Here is an 18,637-nt window from a genome sequence, read left to right as displayed (position 1 = left end):
GATGATCTTACTCCGAAATTAATGATTTGGAGTAAAACTGCTTGGATGGCGTAGCATATATCCCCTTGAATTCCTGAAATGAAGTCTTCTTTTATTACATTCAAAAATGCAGAGTCGTCTATGTTAGACTTCTCTGCACTTTAGTATTTGTAGATCATCTTTCCCTTATGAAACGAAAATTAGCCAATTAATTTATTGAGATTTTTAGAAAAGTTAAGCTGACAGAAGCAGTCGAGTTCGTACCATCTGCACTAGCTCTAAACGTCTGATCTGCCGTCCCATTTACACGATATAAATCCACGATATCATTTGCTGCTAATCGTAGAAAAACAAAAAAATATGATCCGTCCCATAGAAAGGAATTGAATTTATGAAACAGGCACCCGTCGTTCAGTTTCAACATGCAACGAAAAAAATCGGAAAAAAATTCTTGTCAACGACCTATCATTTGATATCCCAGCAGGAGAAGTATTTGGTTTTCTCGGTCCTAATGGTGCAGGAAAAACGACTATTACTCGCATTGAAGAAATTGTGGAACTTGTTGGGCTAAAAGACAGAATTCACGACAAAGTAAGAACCTATTCTCTTGGAATGAAGCAACGTCTCGGTATTGCCCAAGCCCTTCTACACCGCCCATCTCTTCTTATTTTAGATGAGCCAACCAACGGGCTTGATCCCGCAGGAATTCATGAATTTCGTCATTACTTAAAAAAACTTGCTCATGAAGATGGGGTTGCTGTTTTGGTTTCAAGCCACCTGATTTCTGAAATGGAATTGATGTGTGACCGAGTTGGTAGAGTTAATTCGCAGAACGGTTGCAGAAGCCGCAAATATGCCACTGAATAAGGCAAATCACTTTGAAATATTGGGTGGAGATACAAGGAATGGATGAACAAAGTGTCGCCTGTCTATTTGACAGGTATTATCGAGGGACGTCAACGGATACCCCCACAGGTAGTACTGGATTAGGAATGGCGAATAACGGGCCTTATGACGATACATGCGCCGCCGATAAGCTTCTTTCTGACGTTCAGCATCCAGCAGGACTGTTGCGACTTCATCAGGAATATTGCTTTCTGCTCATTTAACCTTCATGTTTATGAAATTTTAATTAAATTCATATCGCTAGTTTATTTTTTCACATGCGCTAGTTTATTTTTGGGATGGATAATTAAGAAGACAATAAACTGCTTATAAGCAGAATGAAGGGAAAAAAACATATGCTTACAAAAAACAATGAGACTATTTTACTTAACAATGTAACCAAAACATACGGCAGCAAGACAATTGTTGAAAATGTATCTTTCGCCGTACGCCCAGGCAGGGTAACGGGCTTTCTAGGACCAAATGGCGCTGGAAAATCAACTACTCTTCGGATTTTACTTGGCATTGATCGTCCGACGAGCGGAACCGCTCTGATCGAAGGAAAACCGTATATCGAACATGCTCAGCCTTTGCGAACTGTTGGAGCCATGATAGATGGGGCATCCGCCATTCCGGAGCGTCGCGGAATTGATCACCTCAGTTGGATTGCTCAATCCAATCGAATTCCAAAACAACGTATATATGAAGTGCTGGAAACAGTGGGTCTTACCAATGCGGCCAAAATGCGAGTTCGCAAATATTCTTTAGGAATGAAGCAGCGTTTGGGACTGGCAGCGGCGTTGCTTGGCGAGCCGCGCATCCTTGTGTTGGATGAACCTGTTAATGGGCTAGACCCTGAAGGAATCAGAACTATTAGAGGTTTTCTGCGCGAATACGTACAAAAGGGAAATACGGTTCTGTTATCCAGCCACCTTATGGATGAAACATCCAAGATTGTTGATGATATTGTAATTATCAACAAAGGTAAGATTATCGTTTCTGGAACTTTGGATGATGTAAACAAGGGATATTCCTCATTAGAAGAGGCATTTTTGGGTTTGACTGGTAGTAAAGGAGGCGAGAGCTGGTGATTAACATTATTCGTTCTGAATTTACAAAAATAATGACATTGCCGGGTGTTTGGATCGTGACGGGAATTCTGATGGCCATTGGTCTTCTTTATCAGTATCAAGCATTTTCCATGAATGAGGAGACATTACAAACGTTAGATGCAAATGGGATGCATTGGTGGTATGGAAAACCAGTTTATGCTGAACTTGATTTTTTTGATACAATGGGCGCTGTTCTTTTTAATCCAGGTATATTTTTCACCATACTTGGCGCTGTGATTGCTGGCGCTGAATTTCGCACAGGTCAGCTTGGACTAAGTGTTCTAGCTGTGCCTTCCCGAACTCGATTCGTCATCGGAAAAACGATTGCAACTGCATTGTATGCGTTAATTATAGGGCTGATCCTTGCTGCCATGACGTTCCTATTCACTTACCTGTCTGTAAAGAGTTGGCAACCGAATCTCATATGGAGGCCGGAAGCGCTGATGAAAGTGACGGGCGGAGTATCATTCATTGTAGCTATGACCTTGTTAACGCTTGGCATCACTCTTATTACTAAACGAACTTTGCGTGGCATATTTGTAATGGGAGGCGCTATCTTTGTGACGATGTCTCAAGTTATTGCTTCATTCGTACCAACCTTGGACGCATTCATGCCTATCAGTGCTGCACGAAACTTTCTATTGCAATCGGAAAGCGGTGTTTCCGGTCCGCCATTCACTTCAAGCCCTGAAATCGGGGCAACGGTGCTGGCTGGGTGGATCGTGTTCATACTCCTGGTTTCTATGGCTGTCATTCAGCGGAGGGATGCACGATGAATGTGAATACACTGCAAAAAAAAATCCGCATCCGTGATGTTGTCTCCGCAGAGTTGACCAAAATCATCTCACATCCGGTAGCTATTGCTGCGCTAGCACTCACGATAATAATTAACCTTGCCTTTGCGATTATTGACGCAATCGGAGTCTCGTTCTATGTGAATTCCAATCAGCCGCCGGCGACAATTTCTAGCTTTGGGGTAGTTATGTTCTTTCCTATCTACGTTTTTCTCATTCTGCCCGTCATCGCGGCTAGCAGTGAATACAAAGAGGGACAATTTCGTATGACGCTTACCGCAACTCCAAACCGCCAACGATTGATAATTGGAAAATTAATAGCAATGGTGATGGCTGTACTTTCAGCCATAGTTGTGGCACTTATTCCCCCGCGTTTGATTATTGGGATGACAGATGGACTTAGTTTCGGATTTCTTATAGTAGACCTTGGGCGGTGGATTGCTGTCTATTTGCTGATGTCTATTATCGCTTTCGGATTAGCCGGTTTTTTGCGCAGTATGATTACACCATTGGCCATTTTGATCATGATTCCAATATTTGTTGCCACAGGCGTTCTTCTACATTGGCCGGAAATCTTACGTTTCTTGCCGGATCAGGCGAGCATGAGCCTGCTGGGTACACCCGCCTATGAGGTAACCGAACTTCCGGTAGCAATGGCTCTCCTTACCCTTATATGCTGGGCATTGTTGTGGACGCTCGCTTATTGGATTACGGTTATACGAAGGGATAGCTAAGCTGTTGCAGGGTGTTGGCATTTTCTCAGTGTTAGCTTGGTGATGCTATAATGGACTAAAGAGGGAGTGATCGATGTGCAACATACGAAGATTATGGTTGTAGACGATGAACTGGAGATAGCTGAATTAATAAAGGACTACCTTGAAGCGGAGCAATATGATGTGATCATCAGCACCGATGGAAAGGAGTGCTTGAAGCTATTCAGGGAATATAAACCACAACTTATCGTCTTGGATATTATGCTGCCAAGCTTGGATGGCATGGAAGTGTGTAGAATCATACGAGCCGAATCCGCTATCCCGATTATCATGCTCAGTGCAAAGAAAGCCGAGGTTGATAAAATTTTGGGGTTGGGGTTGGGAGCTGATGATTATGTGGTCAAGCCTTTCAGTCCTGGAGAGGTTGTGGCAAGGGTTAAAGCTCAGCTAAGGCGATATCATCAGCTTTCCTTTCCTGCCGACAAAGGAGACGTTCGGTCATTTCAAAACTTGGAGATTGACTTGAAAGCCTATACGGTAAAGCTGAACGGTCAGTATGTGGACTTTACGGCGAAGGAATTTGAAGTCTTGCGTTTCTTGGTTCTACACCCCAATCAAGTGTTAACCAGACAGCAAATTTATAAAAATGTATGGGGTGTCAATGAATATGGAGACTTAAATACTGTAACCATCCACATAAAAAAAATTCGGGAAAAGGTAAGGGATAACCCTTCTGCACCTGAATTTATTAAAACCGTTCGGGGGGTTGGCTATAAGTTTGGGAGGAGCGAAAAATGAGAGTTGGCATTCGGAAGCGATTGATATTTTCCTTTCTCTCTATGCTACTCCTCCCTATGTTTATGGTACTCGTTACTGCAAATATACCGGAAGTGATGTCTGATGCTCAGAACTTGCTGGTTTTGTTGGCCTTTGCAATTCCGTTTTTTCTTTGTGCAATTCTTTTAGTTTGGATTATTTCCTCCAACATTTTAAGACCACTCTATGAATTGGTTTCTGCAACAAAAAAAATTACAAGTGGCAATTTCGATTTTTCGATTTCCTACAACAAAAATGATGAAATGGGCGATTTATGCGCAGCCTTCGATTTAATGATAGATCAACTTAAAACTTCTATGCAAAAACAGGAAATGCTTGAACATTCCCGAAAAGAGTTGATTGTGAGTATTTCACACGACTTACGTACACCTATGTCTTCTATAAAGGGCTATGTGGAGGGCTTGCAGGACGGTATTATTCATGACAGGGAGAAGTTTAACCGATATATCGCCGTTATAAAAAACAAAACGGAAAGTCTTGATAATCTAATAGAAAGCCTTTTTCAATATTCACAGCTTGACATAAACGAAATCAAAGAGGCGCTTTGTGTTCGTGAATCAAGAGAATTGCTTCAATCCATAATAGCTCCTATTGAAATTGAGTTTATCGATCAGCCAGTGCAACTGGAAGTTATCAAACCGCTCCCCTCAGTACGTCTTTATGCCAATGTAAATAGCCTTTCACAGGTCTTCGATAATCTGATCAGCAATGCGAAAAGATATTTAAGTGAGAATGGAACGATAAGGATTGAAGTGAACATTGATGGCGATAATCTGAAAGTTTCTATTACAGATAATGGGGCAGGCATATCACAGGAGGAATTACCCCATGTGTTTGATCAATTTTATCGTACTGAAAAATCTCGTTCAAGAAGCTTCGGTGGAGCGGGGCTTGGACTTGCAATATGCAAAAAAGTAATTGAAAATCACGGCGGAAGAATATGGGCCGAAAGTGTATTGGATGTTGGAACAACGTTCTGCTTTACTTTGCCAATTAGTTCATTAAATGCAAAATCGCTAGGTCATTAATCCTTTTGACTCACCCATCATTGCTTCAAAAAAACTCGAAAAAATAGGAATCTTTTGCGCCCATTTTTATTCGACACCTTTCAAGGAGCTTCCCTAAAAGGTGTTTTTTAATACCCTTTTACTACTAGTTATGAGCTTTATCAACATTAACGTAATAGTTGGGGTAATATTAGGAATATTAGCTTGAGACATAAACCAACCTCCATTATTTAAACTTCTCGACATTATACGAGAATAAAAAAAAGAACTGTACATTTGATAAAATACTAATAAAAGTGCGTTAGCTTAGTTTAATAAACAAAAAAACAACACTCAAAAGATCGATACGTTCATCTCTTAAGTGTTGTTCAAATTTTAATGTAGCTCATATTACAAATAACCGTTTTATTTTTTAGTTATCATTGTTACTGGTCAATTTCCACTTGTTTAGAGTTCGTATTGTGTGTATCTTCTATTTTAGATTTAGATTGAAAGACCATTTTAATTAAAGGTGGTGTAATAAGTGTCGTCAATATAATGACCAAAACAACGGATGTAAAATATTCCTCTGGTAATAAACCAGCAGCTAAACCAGATGCAGCAATAATAAGCGCAACTTCACCTCTTGATACCATTCCTGCACCAATAGCTATCGATTCACGCGCATTAAATCCAGTTAACCTTGCTCCAATTCCGCCTCCAATTAATTTGGTGAATACCGCTACTATTGTAAGTAACACGATAAACAACAATTGATTGCTCAACCCACCGAAAGTTACATCTAAACCGATACTTACAAAGAACACGGGTACGAATAACGTGTAAGCAATCGGCTCCACTTTCGTTTCAATTGTTTTCTGATATTCTGTTCTAGATATAGCTAACCCTGCTGCAAATGCTCCGATAATACCCGCTACACCCATAAATTCCGCAAAGTATGAAAAGCCTAAACACAATAATAATCCTGCACTCATGATACCTTCCGTTACTTTGAGCTTCGACATCAGTTTTAATACAAATGGAACAACAAACCAACTTAGAGCAATAATTACTGCAAAGAACACTACTTTTTTGGTAATCATCAGTGGAATGGAAACAGCTTCCCCTGTTCCAAGCAAGCTCATCATCACAGCAAATAATATAACAACGACGATATCATCTACTACAGCAGCACCTAATATGGTCGTTCCTTCTCGCGAGTTCAGCTGATTCATCTCTTTTAACGTTTGTACCGTAATACTAACCGATGTGGCACATAACAAAATACCGATAAATAAAGCATGTGTTTGAGATAGATTAAGCGCTACTGCCAAACCATATCCTCCGATAAAGGGTAAAATAATTCCTCCAAAAGCAACTGCAAACGATGGTAGCCAATTTTTACGAAGCTGATCGATGTCCGTTTCCAATCCTGCAATGAACATTAATAATAAAACCCCAATTTGAGCGAACATATCGATCAATGCCCCATCTTGGCCATCATGAATTAAATTGAACACGGCAGGACCCAATATAATTCCAGCTAACAATTTACCTAACACTGCTGGCTGCCCTAAGCGAACGGACAAATCCCCCGCAAACTTCGTCGCAATAATAATTAAAACAAGACTTAAAATAAATTCCATGATGTAACTCCTTTCTCTCTAGTAGTAGCCTGAAAATTCCGTATTGAAACATAACAACACAAAAAAAGCCAATCAAAACATAAGTGCTTGTAAATAAATACAAGTATCCTATGTTGACAGACTCCACCGGATAAAACTATTCTTCTGCCACTAATGTTACGCTATTCTAAATTGGAATACAAGAAGTAATTATTAGCATACTAGACAGTAATCGTGACAGCAGTTGTTTCCATTATTGTTTCATTTATAGTTTCGTCAATATTTTATCATTTTTTTCTCTAATATTTTTAAAAAGTCGCTTGGATTCATCGGCTCCAAAAGGTATGATGGAAACAGTGATATTTTATTGGGATACGAAAAGTAGCAGCGTATTATACATACTATTACTATCCTTTTGATTAAATGAAACAGGAGTGAACCTAATGACAAAGAAAAATATTATCATTATCGGAGCGGCTGGAAGAGATTTCCACAACTTCAATACGTATTATCGTAATAACGACAGCTACAATGTTGTCGCATTTACGGCAGCTCAAATTCCAGACATTGATGGACGCAGATACCCAGCAGAACTTGCTGGTTCGCTTTATCCAGAAGGTATTCCTATCTATTCACAAGATGAATTGCCAAAGCTAATTAAAGAATTACAAGCAGATGAATGTGTATTTGCTTATAGTGATATTCGTTATGAAGATGTTATGAGTGTTGGCGCTATTGCTAATGCAGCAGGTGCAGACTTCACTTTACTAGGACCAAAAAATACGATGCTAAAAAGTAATAAACCTGTTATATCCATTTGTGCAGTACGGACAGGAAGCGGCAAAAGCCAAACTTCTCGCAAAATTATCGAGCTACTTATGGAGCATGGCTTGAAGGTAGTTGCTGTAAGACATCCTATGCCATATGGCGACTTGGCTGCGCAACGTGTGCAACGATTTGCAACGGTGGAAGATTTGCAGCTTCACAAATGTACGATTGAAGAGATGGAAGAATATGAGCCACATATTACACGTGGTAACATTATATATGCTGGCGTTGATTACGAAGAAATATTACGTGCAGCAGAAAATGATCCGGATGGCTGTGACGTTATAATATGGGATGGCGGAAACAATGATTTCTCTTTCTATCAAGCCGATCTAGCAGTTACTGTACTTGATCCACACCGTCCTGGACATGAATTGAACTATTACCCAGGTGAAGTAAGTTTGCGCATCTCTGATATAGCTATTATTAATAAAATTGACAGTGCTACGCCAGAAGCGATTAAAATAGTAGAAGAAAATATTAAACGTACTAACCCTACAGCTACTATTATAAAAGCAGAATCAAAAATTACGGTCGACAATCCAGAAATGATCAAAGGAAAACGTGTACTAGTCGTAGAAGATGGCCCAACATTAACACACGGCGAAATGAAAATCGGTGCTGGAACAGTAGCTGCTGAACGTCTAGGCGCTCAAGAACTAGTTGATCCACGTCCTTACACTGTTGGTACACTAACCGATACATTGAATAAGTACAGCCATATTGAAAATCTGTTACCTGCTATGGGTTACGGAAAACAACAACTGAAAGACTTGGAAGAAACAATCAATCGGACAGAATGTGACGTCGTTATCATTGGTACACCAATTGATCTTTCACGAGTAATTAAAATAGACAAGCCATTCACTAGAGTTCACTATGAACTAGATGAAGTGGGCAGCCCTAACTTAGAGGAAACATTGCGTGAATTTGTTAAAAAGCATCAATTAAAATAGTGCAGCGACAAATAACATAATACAGGCAACAAACAAAAGGTTGTTCAAATGACAAATGTCAATTTTGAACAACCTTTTACTTTATACTTTCAAACTATATAAAACAATTTAGTTCTTTATTTATAATACGATGCTGTTAATGGGACAAAAACCGCCGTCTTATCCTTCACATCACCAAAAATGTATAGTGAGTCAGCTCCACCAATATCCACTTCAATCGTTGCCAAACCTTCTTCAGGTGTAATCGTAGCTACCTGCTTAAGTATAACATCCTTGTCAGCATCTTTCACTGTAAAATTACTAATATCCCCATCGATCGTTGCTACTTTCAAATACAATGTTTGATATTTTTTGCTTGGTTTGAGCATGAAGGATGCTTCACGATTGCCCGGGCCGTTGTTAAACCATCCTTCTTTATAATCGTGTCCTTTATATGTCGTAAGTTTGCTATCTTTCGTAAAATACATATCGCTGAAGCCTTTCGCAATAGAGACACCATCTACTTTTTCACCAAGTGAAATTACTTTCGTTTCTTTGTTATAATCCACCGCAGTGTCTAAAGCACCAGCTATTGCAGCAATAGGAAAATAATTAAGCCCATTATAATTGATAGAAGCCAATTCATTACCTTTACCATCACGCATCGTTTTGAATGTTCCATCTACTTGCACTTTAATTTCTGGATTTAAGTATGCTTTAATTTGTTGCAATTTGGTAGCTGCAAATGCTCCCGTTGCCATACTAGCCAGCATAGCAGTACTTAATATGATTACAAATGTTCTTTTTTTCATCGATTGTCAACCTCCACTAAAATATAAGCGTCTATTATTTAGTATACATTGGAAAAATGATATAACAATATTTTTGGCGAATTTTATATATTACAATAGTGTAACAAAAAAAATTATTTTCGGACTGCTTCAAATATATAGTGACAGCTGTTTAGAATAGTCCGAGTTTTTTTGTTATCGATAAGTTAACCATTCTCCTGTAACAGCGTCGATTAGTCCGCTCAATTCTTTCTCAGGTCGAGTTCGAGCTACCGGTTGATAAACTAGATGGTATTGTCTCTCCGAATGATCAGCAGCATAATCATCCTGCCACTGTTTCACAAATGTAATGCTACTTTGCAATTGATCGGCGATGTCTGATACTTCATAAAGTGGTGTGGTTTGCAGTTGTTCTACATCCGCCCCAGTAATATCCGGAACCATCAGCATTCTAATTTGTCCTGTGCAGCGGTGAACCGCCATACTAAACTGTTCAGACAGTGCGTGACCTTTTTTTTCCAAAATGAACGTAAAGAAATATCTACCATCGTTTTCTCTAATCGATTCTAGTCGTAAATACGGTATTAAATCGGTGTATAACTGTTGCATTGTATGCTTGACCACCTCCAAGCACTTGTCTACGTTCCATAAATTACGAGCAACTTCCCCTACCCCTTCATGTCCATCTTTTTTAATAACCTCATCATCTTCAAAGGAAATAAATCCAAGTACTCGCTTCGTTTTTCTGTTCCATTTTATTTTAATCGTTTCTTCTATCCCATCCAACAGTAAATGTTCAAATGTTTTTTCTTGTTTTCGTTTTGATATATAATGACGTTTCCGCCATACTAAACCTTCTACATGTTCATTTATAGGAGAGCTTCTTATTAATTCGTAGTTTTCGGGGTCAATAGCAAAAAACTGCTGTAATTGTTCGACAGTTTGTAAACGTTCGCTTTGTTTCATCGTTTCCAAAGAAAAGTTTGCGATCTTGTCGATATAGGACTTAGCTTGCTTTTCTTCCACTTCTGATGCTTCGTCTTCATCATGTATATCCGCTTCTTCGTCGGCATCCGCCAGCTTTATTCTTTCCATTATTTCTCCCCAATTGCTACCATCTACTCGCCAACCATGTATAAGAAACCGCGCAAAATATGCTAGTTTTAATCGTGGTTGTTCATTCGTAATTTCTATATTTAAATCGAGCTGTTTTATAAGAAACTGTGCGAAATATCGATACAATTCGGAGGTTGCTTGATCTGGCTGATCGGATAAATTGACAGCTTTAGTACCATAATAACGAAACTCACTAATTTGTTTATTGTGTTGAACAACAACATAATACCCTGAATAAGGAACGGGTAGTTGCAGCTCTTCTTGTTGCCAATAAAAATAATATTTTTCTTCTTCGTTTTTCACTTTTGTCAACTGATATTCATCGCATCGATAACCTGTTTTTTGTTGTATAAAAGTAAGAGCGATCTGATAAGCTTCATCCTCCGACAATGCTGGTTGCGACTTATCTTCCTCCATCTCTGGCAATGTATTTTCTGAACTTAATGCCGTTTCCCCTTCCCGACTATATTCCATGATGCGACCAATCTCATTCAATTCCAACAATACTGCCACTTGCTCAGGGTTGCCATTTATTATTAATTCACCTGTGTTCGTCCAAACAAATTGATACTGTTCTCTTTCCTCGCTATTGCGCTCCACCTCTTCAATCGCTATTGAATAATGCGTAGGTATAGCAAGTAATTGTTTGTAATATTGTTGCAGTTGCTCCATTGTCTCTTGTTTTGTTAGTTCTGTTTTTTCTAGTATTTCGTTAATTATTATCGGATCAAATGGAGATAACATATATATCGACTCCTTAATACTTCTAATATCTCGCTTGCATCTTACTTACAATAATCATAACAATGCGAGTAAGCGTTCATCAACTTATTTACAATATCGTAACAATGCGAGTAACCGTTCATCAACTTATTTACAATATCATAACAATAAAAAAACAGTATTTTTATATAAAGTGCAACAATTCGAAACGTTGTTTCGTTTAGAGTAATAGGTACCTTAACAAAATCGCTATACATCGTAAGGAGAGAAAATAATGAATAAACTAATGAAGAAAACATTTATCGGATCTATCTCTATAGCTATGTTATCTATGTCAGCTGCTGGCATTGTAGCAGCCAGTACACCGTCGAGTGTAACACCGGTCGCAGCAGAACGAGTAATCAAACAACATGACGCAGCTAATCAAAACGTACAAGCAATTAAATTTATGACTGTTACAGGTGTCGTAGATAAAATTACAGAACATACATTACAAGACAATACAAAAATCGTTACAGTCAAAGCAAAAGATGATAGTATTACTAACTTCTACGTTACAGATGAAACATATGTAGCTAACGAATTAAAAACTGGAGCCAATGTTGTTGCATACTATAATGGTAATGCGGGTGCTCCTATGATATTCCCACCACAATATCAAGCTCTAGTTATTGCTAATAGTACAACTGGTGAGTCTGTTATCGCAGATCACTTCGACAAAAATCTTATAAGTGCAGATGGACAATTAAAACTGAACATTAACGACAAAACGGAAGTTGTGAGCTACGATGGAAAAGCATTTGATGGCGAACTAACTAACAAAAACTTACTCGTTACTTACAGTGTTTCGAATGAAAGTCTTCCTGCACAAACAATACCAACCAAAGTAGTTGTATTAAAACAACAAAATGTAGTGGAGGAAGAAGTGAATGTTGGCGACTACAGTAACGTTACTGGTAAAATTACAGCCATTACTCCACACGAGACGGACAAGTCTCGCAAATCAGTAAAGATTGAACTTGATAATAAAGAAACAGCTTACTTGAACATTAATGCTGAAACATTTGTTAACGGCGAACTTAAAGAAGGTGCTACTATAACTGCTTTCTTACAAAATAATATGCCAATGATTATGATCTATCCGCCACAATATACTCCAATTGCTGTGAGCGTGGATACAGATGATTCTTTTACAACAGTAGATAAATTCGACAAAGAAATGGTTAGCTCTAACGGTACATTAAAGCTAAATGTTGATGAAGACATCAAAGTAACAGATACTGCTGGCAAAGCTTACACTGGTAGCCTCGTAGATCAAGTGTTGTTCGTAGAGTATGGTGCTTCAACTAAGAGCATTCCTGCAATCACCACTCCACAAAAAATTGTTGTACTAAAAGAACAAGGAATTGCACAAGAAGAAGTAGCGATCGACAAAAAGCAATTTATCGTTAACGGCAAAACAATTAAAGCGCCAGCCGCTTATATAAATGATAAAGATGTTGTCATGCTTCCAGTTAGAGCTATCGCTGAAGCGCTAGATATAAAAGTAACTTGGGAACAACCAACGAAAACAATTCGCCTTGGTAATACGATCTCTTTACAATTAAACAAAGATTACTACACATTTGCTAAGCTAGCACCAATTAAATTAGGCACTGTACCTGTCATCAAAAAAGACGGCAATGCCTACGCTCCACTAGCGTTCTTCGATAAAGTAATGAAACTAAGCGAAGTATCCGTAGGTAGCGACAATATTGTTATTAATAAATAATAATTGATATTTGATTTGATTACTTATAATTGATTAATCAACTATGACTTAATGTCTAATTGTTAATGAGCAGCTAGCAGCTATCAGCTATCAGCTATCAGCTATCAGCTATCAGCTCCATTATTGTTGCAAATCATTTTACTATCAAGTAGGGGGCATCCATAAATCAGTGCAACTGACAACTGGACGCCCCCTTTCTACTGCATTTTGCGCTTTCATTGATTTATACTGTCACAAATAGACTCAACAAACCGCCATATTGTCTATATCATCGAAGGTTCCATGTGCGATACTAGTTGAATCACGTCATCCAAGTGAATGTGCAGATGACATCACGCTAAGGGAGAAAGTTTGTATGAAAAATCGTATAAACAGTCCTGGACAGACCTATGGAACGAACGTTTTGTACGTATTTTCCTATAAACGGTCACAGTATAACCTTTGGAGCTAACACTTTGTACGTTTTTTCCTATAAACAGTCACAAAATAGCCTTTGAAGCTAACACTTTGTACGTTTTTTCGTATGAAGATCATCTGCAAACCATAGGGAAAACGCTTTATTTGATTTTCGCATGAATGGGTATTTTGATGGAAGACATACTAACATTAGTAGCACTTCACTTGGTCTGTGTTATAAATGTTAGTATGTTTACTTTCTAGCATATATCGTTCTAAACCATCTACATCGTTATTCATTTGCCATCATTCTGCACGATCTATACTACTTTTTATTTGCCATCATTCTGCACGCTATACACTACTTTTCATTTGCAATCATTCTGCACGCTCTACACTACTTTTCATTTTCCATCATTCTACATCATCTACATCATCTACATCACTACTCATTCAAATAAGTGGATACTCGATTTTGAATGAGTTTACTTACTTCCTCCGCAGTTTTTTGGTTGTTCATGTACATTTCGAATTCTTCAATTGCAATGGATTGGACTTTGTGATCTAATTGCAATTTGTCTCCTACATTCGTGAGCAGTTCTTTTAATTGTACCGCTTGCTGCTCTGCAACTTCGGCTGATACAGGATCGGCGTATTCCACTTCGCCATTGACAAGTTTCGTAGCAGCCTCTTCTATTCGTTGTTCTGCTACCACTTTATTTATTGGGATACCTGATAGTTCAAGCGATTGTTGCATATGGTCTGACAGTAAAAATTTCAAAAATAGCCATGCTTCTTCTTGCACTGTTGATTTGCTATTCATTCCCATCATTAATTCCGATCGAAATGGAATGCCTTCTCCTTTGCCGCTAGCTGTTGGACTTTTAAATAACACACTATTAGCCATACTCATCGTTCGCAGCGCACCTTCTGGGCTAGACAATGATGTTTGTGAAAATAATGCCTTATCATAATCGTATGAAAATTGCTGCTGCAATACTTGCTCATCATATAGTGATTTAATAGATGCCATCATTTCCCGGAAATGATCGGAATCAAAATGGGCGGTTCCCGTTTCATCAATTAAAGTAGACAAATTTTCTTCCATATAGTTAATTAATAAATGCATCGGAAACACGTTAATAAAAGCATAGTAATCTTCACCAACCGTTTGTTTTAACTGTTTCGCTACTTCTTTAAACTGTTCCCACGTCCAAGATGCATCATCGATTTGTAACTTAGCCTTGTCTAATAAATCTTGACGCCCTTGTACCATATCGAGCTGCATTGCAAATGGTATAGCGTACAAACCATCTCCATCTTGTGATGCTGTTAACACACTTTTATAAAAATGATCCAGTTGAAAATCACTATCCTGCTCCATTTTGTCATACAAATTAACGAGCATTTTTTTCTCTACCAACTTTTGTTGTGGCAACTGATTCATGACGATTAAATCCGAGCCTTTACCCGCCATAATTTGTGTAGTAACCGTTTGTATATACTTTTCAACATCAGCTTGTGCAATCGCTTCGGTCATCCCACCACCTGTCGCTACTTGTGGCATCGCCATATAATATTGTAATTCTATATCGATATCCGTATATTGTTGTTCAAATGCAGTAGCAGCTTCCTCCAAAAATTTATTTTCACCTTGTACAGCAACCACTACTTTTTTCTGCTGTTGATTGCCAGCTTCTCCAGCCGACTCCCCTTTATCGGAATAATTGCTCGGTGCAGAACATGCTGCTAGTAGCAACAGGAGCATCAAACCTACTATACCTATCTTTTTTCTCCAACTTATAATTATCATTATTCCCCGTCTCCTTTACTCTGCTTCTTGTCTTATTAATAAATTCGGACTCGATTACCTGCTTCTATTGGTTCGCTTGCTTCAATAATTACTTTGTCATCTGCTGTTAAACCACGGGTTATCATAACTTCATCCCCCACTTCCGCAGCAATCGTGACGTATACTTTGTCGGCAATGTAGGTATTGCCAAGAGAAGATTTTTTCTCACGTACTACTAGGACGTAACTACCTTTGCTATCCCATTTCACAAATGATTGCTGTAACACAACTCCTTGTTCTTCCACTGGCAAAGTATCAACTAATTGAGCCTCCGCTCCAATCCAAGACGGTTGCACCTCCTTACTCGACAATTGTAGCGTCACTTCTGCTAGCTCTACTTTGTCTGGTAACTCTTCTTCTTCTTTTGTACTAGCTACTGTTTCATTAGAACTACTACTAGACGAGCGAGCATCTATTCGTTTTATATCGCTAATCTGTCCAGCTGCCTTTTGCTGCTTTCCTTGTTCCTCTTGTATTGTCACTTTCAGTTGCTGTCCTAGCTGCAAGCGATCGGCTAACGGTTTGTCCAAGACGAATGTTATTTCATACCCTTCTATTGGATCAATCAAATGGAGCACGGACTGTCCATTCGTTACTTGTTCCCCTTCTTCGACTAACAACTCAGCAACTATTCCAGCTTTTTCTGATACCAATTGTCTACTCGTCCTCATATCTTCACGCAACGTATCTAACTTAAGCTCCGCTAATTCCAAATCTAGCTTATGCAGCTTAATATCTCGCTTCGCTTGGGCAATGGCATCCGTATCTGCTTCTTTTACCGCAGTAACATATTGCTCCTGTAGCAACTCCCCTTGCAGCTGTTGTTTATCATATTGCAGTTCCCCTTCACGCAATTGTCTTTCTAGCAGTTTTCGTTGTTCATCATCAAAGGTTAGCAATATATCTCCTTTCTTTACCGTTTGCTGTTCTTTTACAGTAATTTTAGCAATTCCTCCACTGATGCTACTTCGGATAAACTGTACTGCTTTGGGAGTTACTGTACCGCTACTTTGCAACGTATAAGACAATGACTTCGCTGCTGCTTGCGACGTTACTACTTTGGGCAGCATCGCCGTTTGAATTGTATTACTAAACAACGTCAGCAACAATAATATTGCAAAAAAAATAACCAATAAACTTATCCACACCCGCTCGCTACGTTTCTTCATCGCTTTAAGTTCTCTGCTCCTTTTCTATCGTTCCTTATCCTTTAATTCCTGACAATTCAATCCCTTCAATAAAATATTTTTCTGCCAGCAAAAATAACAACAGCATCGGAATCATATAAATGACGGATGCTGCGAATGATACGGAGAATGCTTCTTTTTGCAAACGAGATAAAAATACCGACAATGGCTGCATCTCTGCGTTTTGCAAAAAGATTAGTGGCTGCTCCACCATATTCCAATAATCAGCAAACAATAAGACCACTAGCGCTGCTAAACCCGGTTTTACCATCGGTAATACAATAGAGCGGAAAATTCGGAAGTAGCTAGCACCATCTATTTTGGCTGCTTCGATATAAGCCGTCGGTATTTGTAACATAAACTGGCGTAGCAAAAATACACCAAACGCCGCAAATATACCCGGCAATATAATAGAAGCTGCTTTATTCATTAATCCAAGCTGATCAATCATAATATAGTTAGGTACTAACGTTACTTGAAATGGCAACAGCATCGCTAACAAATAAATAGAAAATAATATCTCACGACCAGGAAATTGAAGTTTACCAAATGCAAATGCAGCCAATGCCGCAACAACCACTTGCCCAACAATAATCGGTACGACTAATCCAACCGAGTTCCAAAATAAATAAAGATATTGAGGTGTTGCGATTAACACTTGATAATATTGCTGTAAGGACACCCAATCCGGTATCCACTTTAATTGCACTAATTGACTAGATTCGGTACTGCCAAGCATACTGTAATTCGCTAATATTTCTTGCTCCGTCATCAACGAATTAATGACTGTCAACACAACTGGAAAGAGTAATGCGACACCAATAACTAGCAAAATAGCAGTACGTCCAATCGCATATCCCATTTCTTTGCGCTTCCAACGGTTCATAACAAGCAATTAACTTCCTCCTTTCTTCCCTTTATCCCCTCTTTATTCCCTCTATTCCATAAAAGATCGAAACACCTTCTCCACTCGAAATAAAACAAATACAAGCACCAAAATAGCTATAGCCATCAAGACAGCTGCTGCCGACAGCTTCTCCATATCTAATGATAGAAATAAGTTGTTCATATAATGCTGTAGCATATAAATACTATCGTGCGGATATTCCCCCGCTATTAGATAGGTTTCACGAAATATTTTAAACGAGTTTAAAATCGACATTAATATGACTAGAAAAAAAGTTGGCACTAAATAGATAATCGTAATCGATAGTTTGCGCCACCTTCCTGCTCCTTCTAAACTAGCAATTTCATAATATTGCTCCGGTATATTTTGTAGCCCTGCTAAAAAAAGCACAACGTTATACCCTGTATTTTTCCATATATACATCATAATAATGACTGCTTGCGCCCACTCTGTTTTCATCCAATCTACTCGCCCCCCACCCAATCGCACGAGCCACTCATTCAACGCTCCGTTCCAATCAAACAACAGTTGCCACACTAAAATAATGGAAGCGACAGGCACGACTAAAGGCAATACGTATGCCGTTCTTAACCATTTTCGTAAATAAACATGACTGTTCAGCATCATAGCAAGCGCCAGCGAAATAACAACGATCAGTGGAACAGCTATTGCAATAAAACTGCCCGTGTTGCTAGCCGCATTACGAAAGGAAGAACTCGCTACTATCGCTTGATAATGTTGTAAAGTAATACCCCTATCACCACCGTTAACCAGTCGATCTTGCAAGGAATGACTTATCGTCTGTCCGAATGGAATAATATAAAACAAAGCAAACCCAATCAAACTCGGTAATAAAAAACAAAGAGCTATAACTATCTCTTTCCTTGCCAAACGGCTATACTTCATCTCGCTTATCTCCTTACCATGTTTGCTACTACGTATTATAATCGAGCAATATGTCAACCGAATGACAAGCCTACAAAAAAAACCGACCCACTCAAGTAGTTGTTACTGGATCGGCTACACTAAGGTGGACAGAAAAAATAAGGGCTTGTAGAATAAAACTATCATGGTAAGGAGCGGATCTCTACAATGCCTAAAAAACAACGTCGTACGTTTACGACCGAATTCAAAAAACAAATGGTGCAACTCTATGAAAATGGGAAAACCAGAGCAGCGATTGTGGAGGAATATGAACTC

The 18,637-nt window shown here is 38.7% G+C and carries 15 protein-coding genes and 1 pseudogene; 9 read left to right on the top strand and 7 right to left on the bottom strand.

Translation table 11 applies throughout. The annotated features are described in order from the left end of the window. Window positions 1–366: 366 nt before the first annotated feature. From ACFSTH_RS10555 to ACFSTH_RS10525, 7 genes and pseudogenes are all read left to right on the top strand, one after another. Window positions 367–792, top strand: a pseudogene (locus ACFSTH_RS10555) (ABC transporter ATP-binding protein); the annotation flags it as partial. 92 nt (window positions 793–884) lie between these two features. Beyond that, complete coding sequence (locus ACFSTH_RS10550) at window positions 885–1,088, top strand: hypothetical protein (protein WP_377771051.1); 204 nt, start codon at window positions 885–887, stop codon at window positions 1,086–1,088. Between the two features lie 114 nt (window positions 1,089–1,202). Beyond that, on the top strand, window positions 1,203–1,955 hold the full coding sequence (locus ACFSTH_RS10545; protein WP_377771049.1) for an ABC transporter ATP-binding protein: 753 nt from the start codon (window positions 1,203–1,205) through the stop codon (window positions 1,953–1,955). Further along, entirely contained in the window at window positions 1,952–2,752 is an 801-nt protein-coding gene (locus ACFSTH_RS10540; RefSeq protein WP_377771047.1) for a hypothetical protein, read from the top strand. Before ACFSTH_RS10545 ends, ACFSTH_RS10540 begins: the two co-directional genes overlap by 4 nt. Next, the gene (locus tag ACFSTH_RS10535) at window positions 2,749–3,504 is read left to right on the top strand and encodes a hypothetical protein (RefSeq protein ID WP_377771045.1); all 756 of its coding nucleotides are present in this window, start codon (window positions 2,749–2,751) and stop codon (window positions 3,502–3,504) included. The genes ACFSTH_RS10540 and ACFSTH_RS10535 overlap by 4 nt, the downstream gene beginning before the upstream one ends. Before the next feature lie 75 nt (window positions 3,505–3,579). Beyond that, window positions 3,580–4,281 carry a response regulator gene (locus tag ACFSTH_RS10530; protein ID WP_377771043.1) on the top strand — a complete coding sequence of 234 codons (702 nt, stop codon included), beginning with the start codon at window positions 3,580–3,582 and terminating at the stop codon, window positions 4,279–4,281. Beyond that, complete coding sequence (locus ACFSTH_RS10525; RefSeq protein WP_377771041.1) at window positions 4,278–5,348, top strand: sensor histidine kinase; 1,071 nt, start codon at window positions 4,278–4,280, stop codon at window positions 5,346–5,348. The genes ACFSTH_RS10530 and ACFSTH_RS10525 overlap by 4 nt, the downstream gene beginning before the upstream one ends. Before the next feature lie 404 nt (window positions 5,349–5,752). On the opposite strand, the gene ACFSTH_RS10520 is transcribed toward ACFSTH_RS10525, so the two are convergent. After that, window positions 5,753–6,952 carry a cation:proton antiporter gene (locus ACFSTH_RS10520; RefSeq protein ID WP_377771039.1) on the bottom strand — a complete coding sequence of 400 codons (1,200 nt, stop codon included), beginning with the start codon at window positions 6,950–6,952 and terminating at the stop codon, window positions 5,753–5,755. Between the two features lie 422 nt (window positions 6,953–7,374). On the opposite strand from ACFSTH_RS10520, the gene ACFSTH_RS10515 reads away from it, so the two are divergent. After that, a complete protein-coding gene (locus ACFSTH_RS10515; protein WP_377771037.1) occupies window positions 7,375–8,715 on the top strand; it encodes a cyclic 2,3-diphosphoglycerate synthase in 1,341 nt (446 codons plus the stop codon). A gap of 116 nt (window positions 8,716–8,831) precedes the next feature. Here the strand turns inward: ACFSTH_RS10515 and ACFSTH_RS10510 are convergent, their stop codons facing one another. Further along, window positions 8,832–9,506 carry a hypothetical protein gene (locus ACFSTH_RS10510; protein WP_377771035.1) on the bottom strand — a complete coding sequence of 225 codons (675 nt, stop codon included), beginning with the start codon at window positions 9,504–9,506 and terminating at the stop codon, window positions 8,832–8,834. A 174-nt stretch (window positions 9,507–9,680) separates the two neighbouring features. After that, complete coding sequence (locus ACFSTH_RS10505) at window positions 9,681–11,345, bottom strand: YcdB/YcdC domain-containing protein (RefSeq protein WP_377771033.1); 1,665 nt, start codon at window positions 11,343–11,345, stop codon at window positions 9,681–9,683. 253 nt (window positions 11,346–11,598) lie between these two features. Between ACFSTH_RS10505 and ACFSTH_RS10500 the strand changes: the two genes are divergently transcribed. Next, window positions 11,599–13,095, top strand: coding sequence for a stalk domain-containing protein (locus ACFSTH_RS10500; protein ID WP_377771031.1), 1,497 nt, complete (start codon window positions 11,599–11,601; stop codon window positions 13,093–13,095). Between the two features lie 841 nt (window positions 13,096–13,936). Here the strand turns inward: ACFSTH_RS10500 and ACFSTH_RS10495 are convergent. Genes ACFSTH_RS10495 through ACFSTH_RS10480 form a run of 4 tightly spaced genes read right to left on the bottom strand, consistent with a single transcriptional unit; the run spans window position 13,937 to window position 18,343 of the window. After that, window positions 13,937–15,304 (bottom strand): ABC transporter substrate-binding protein, encoded by a 1,368-nt coding sequence (locus ACFSTH_RS10495; protein ID WP_377771029.1) that lies wholly within the window; start codon window positions 15,302–15,304, stop codon window positions 13,937–13,939. 35 nt (window positions 15,305–15,339) lie between these two features. After that, the gene (locus ACFSTH_RS10490) at window positions 15,340–16,512 is read right to left on the bottom strand and encodes an efflux RND transporter periplasmic adaptor subunit (protein ID WP_377771027.1); all 1,173 of its coding nucleotides are present in this window, start codon (window positions 16,510–16,512) and stop codon (window positions 15,340–15,342) included. 34 nt (window positions 16,513–16,546) lie between these two features. Beyond that, the gene (locus ACFSTH_RS10485) at window positions 16,547–17,416 is read right to left on the bottom strand and encodes a carbohydrate ABC transporter permease (RefSeq protein WP_377771360.1); all 870 of its coding nucleotides are present in this window, start codon (window positions 17,414–17,416) and stop codon (window positions 16,547–16,549) included. Between the two features lie 51 nt (window positions 17,417–17,467). Further along, window positions 17,468–18,343 carry a carbohydrate ABC transporter permease gene (locus tag ACFSTH_RS10480; protein WP_377771025.1) on the bottom strand — a complete coding sequence of 292 codons (876 nt, stop codon included), beginning with the start codon at window positions 18,341–18,343 and terminating at the stop codon, window positions 17,468–17,470. Between the last annotated feature and the right edge of the window lie 294 nt (window positions 18,344–18,637).

It is taken from the genome of Paenibacillus yanchengensis, from assembly GCF_042684845.1.
Taxonomy (GTDB): Bacteria; Bacillota; Bacilli; order Paenibacillales; family Paenibacillaceae; genus Pristimantibacillus; species Pristimantibacillus yanchengensis.
The sequence above is the reverse complement of the archived record's forward strand: the minus strand, read 5'-3'. Positions and strand labels throughout refer to the sequence as shown.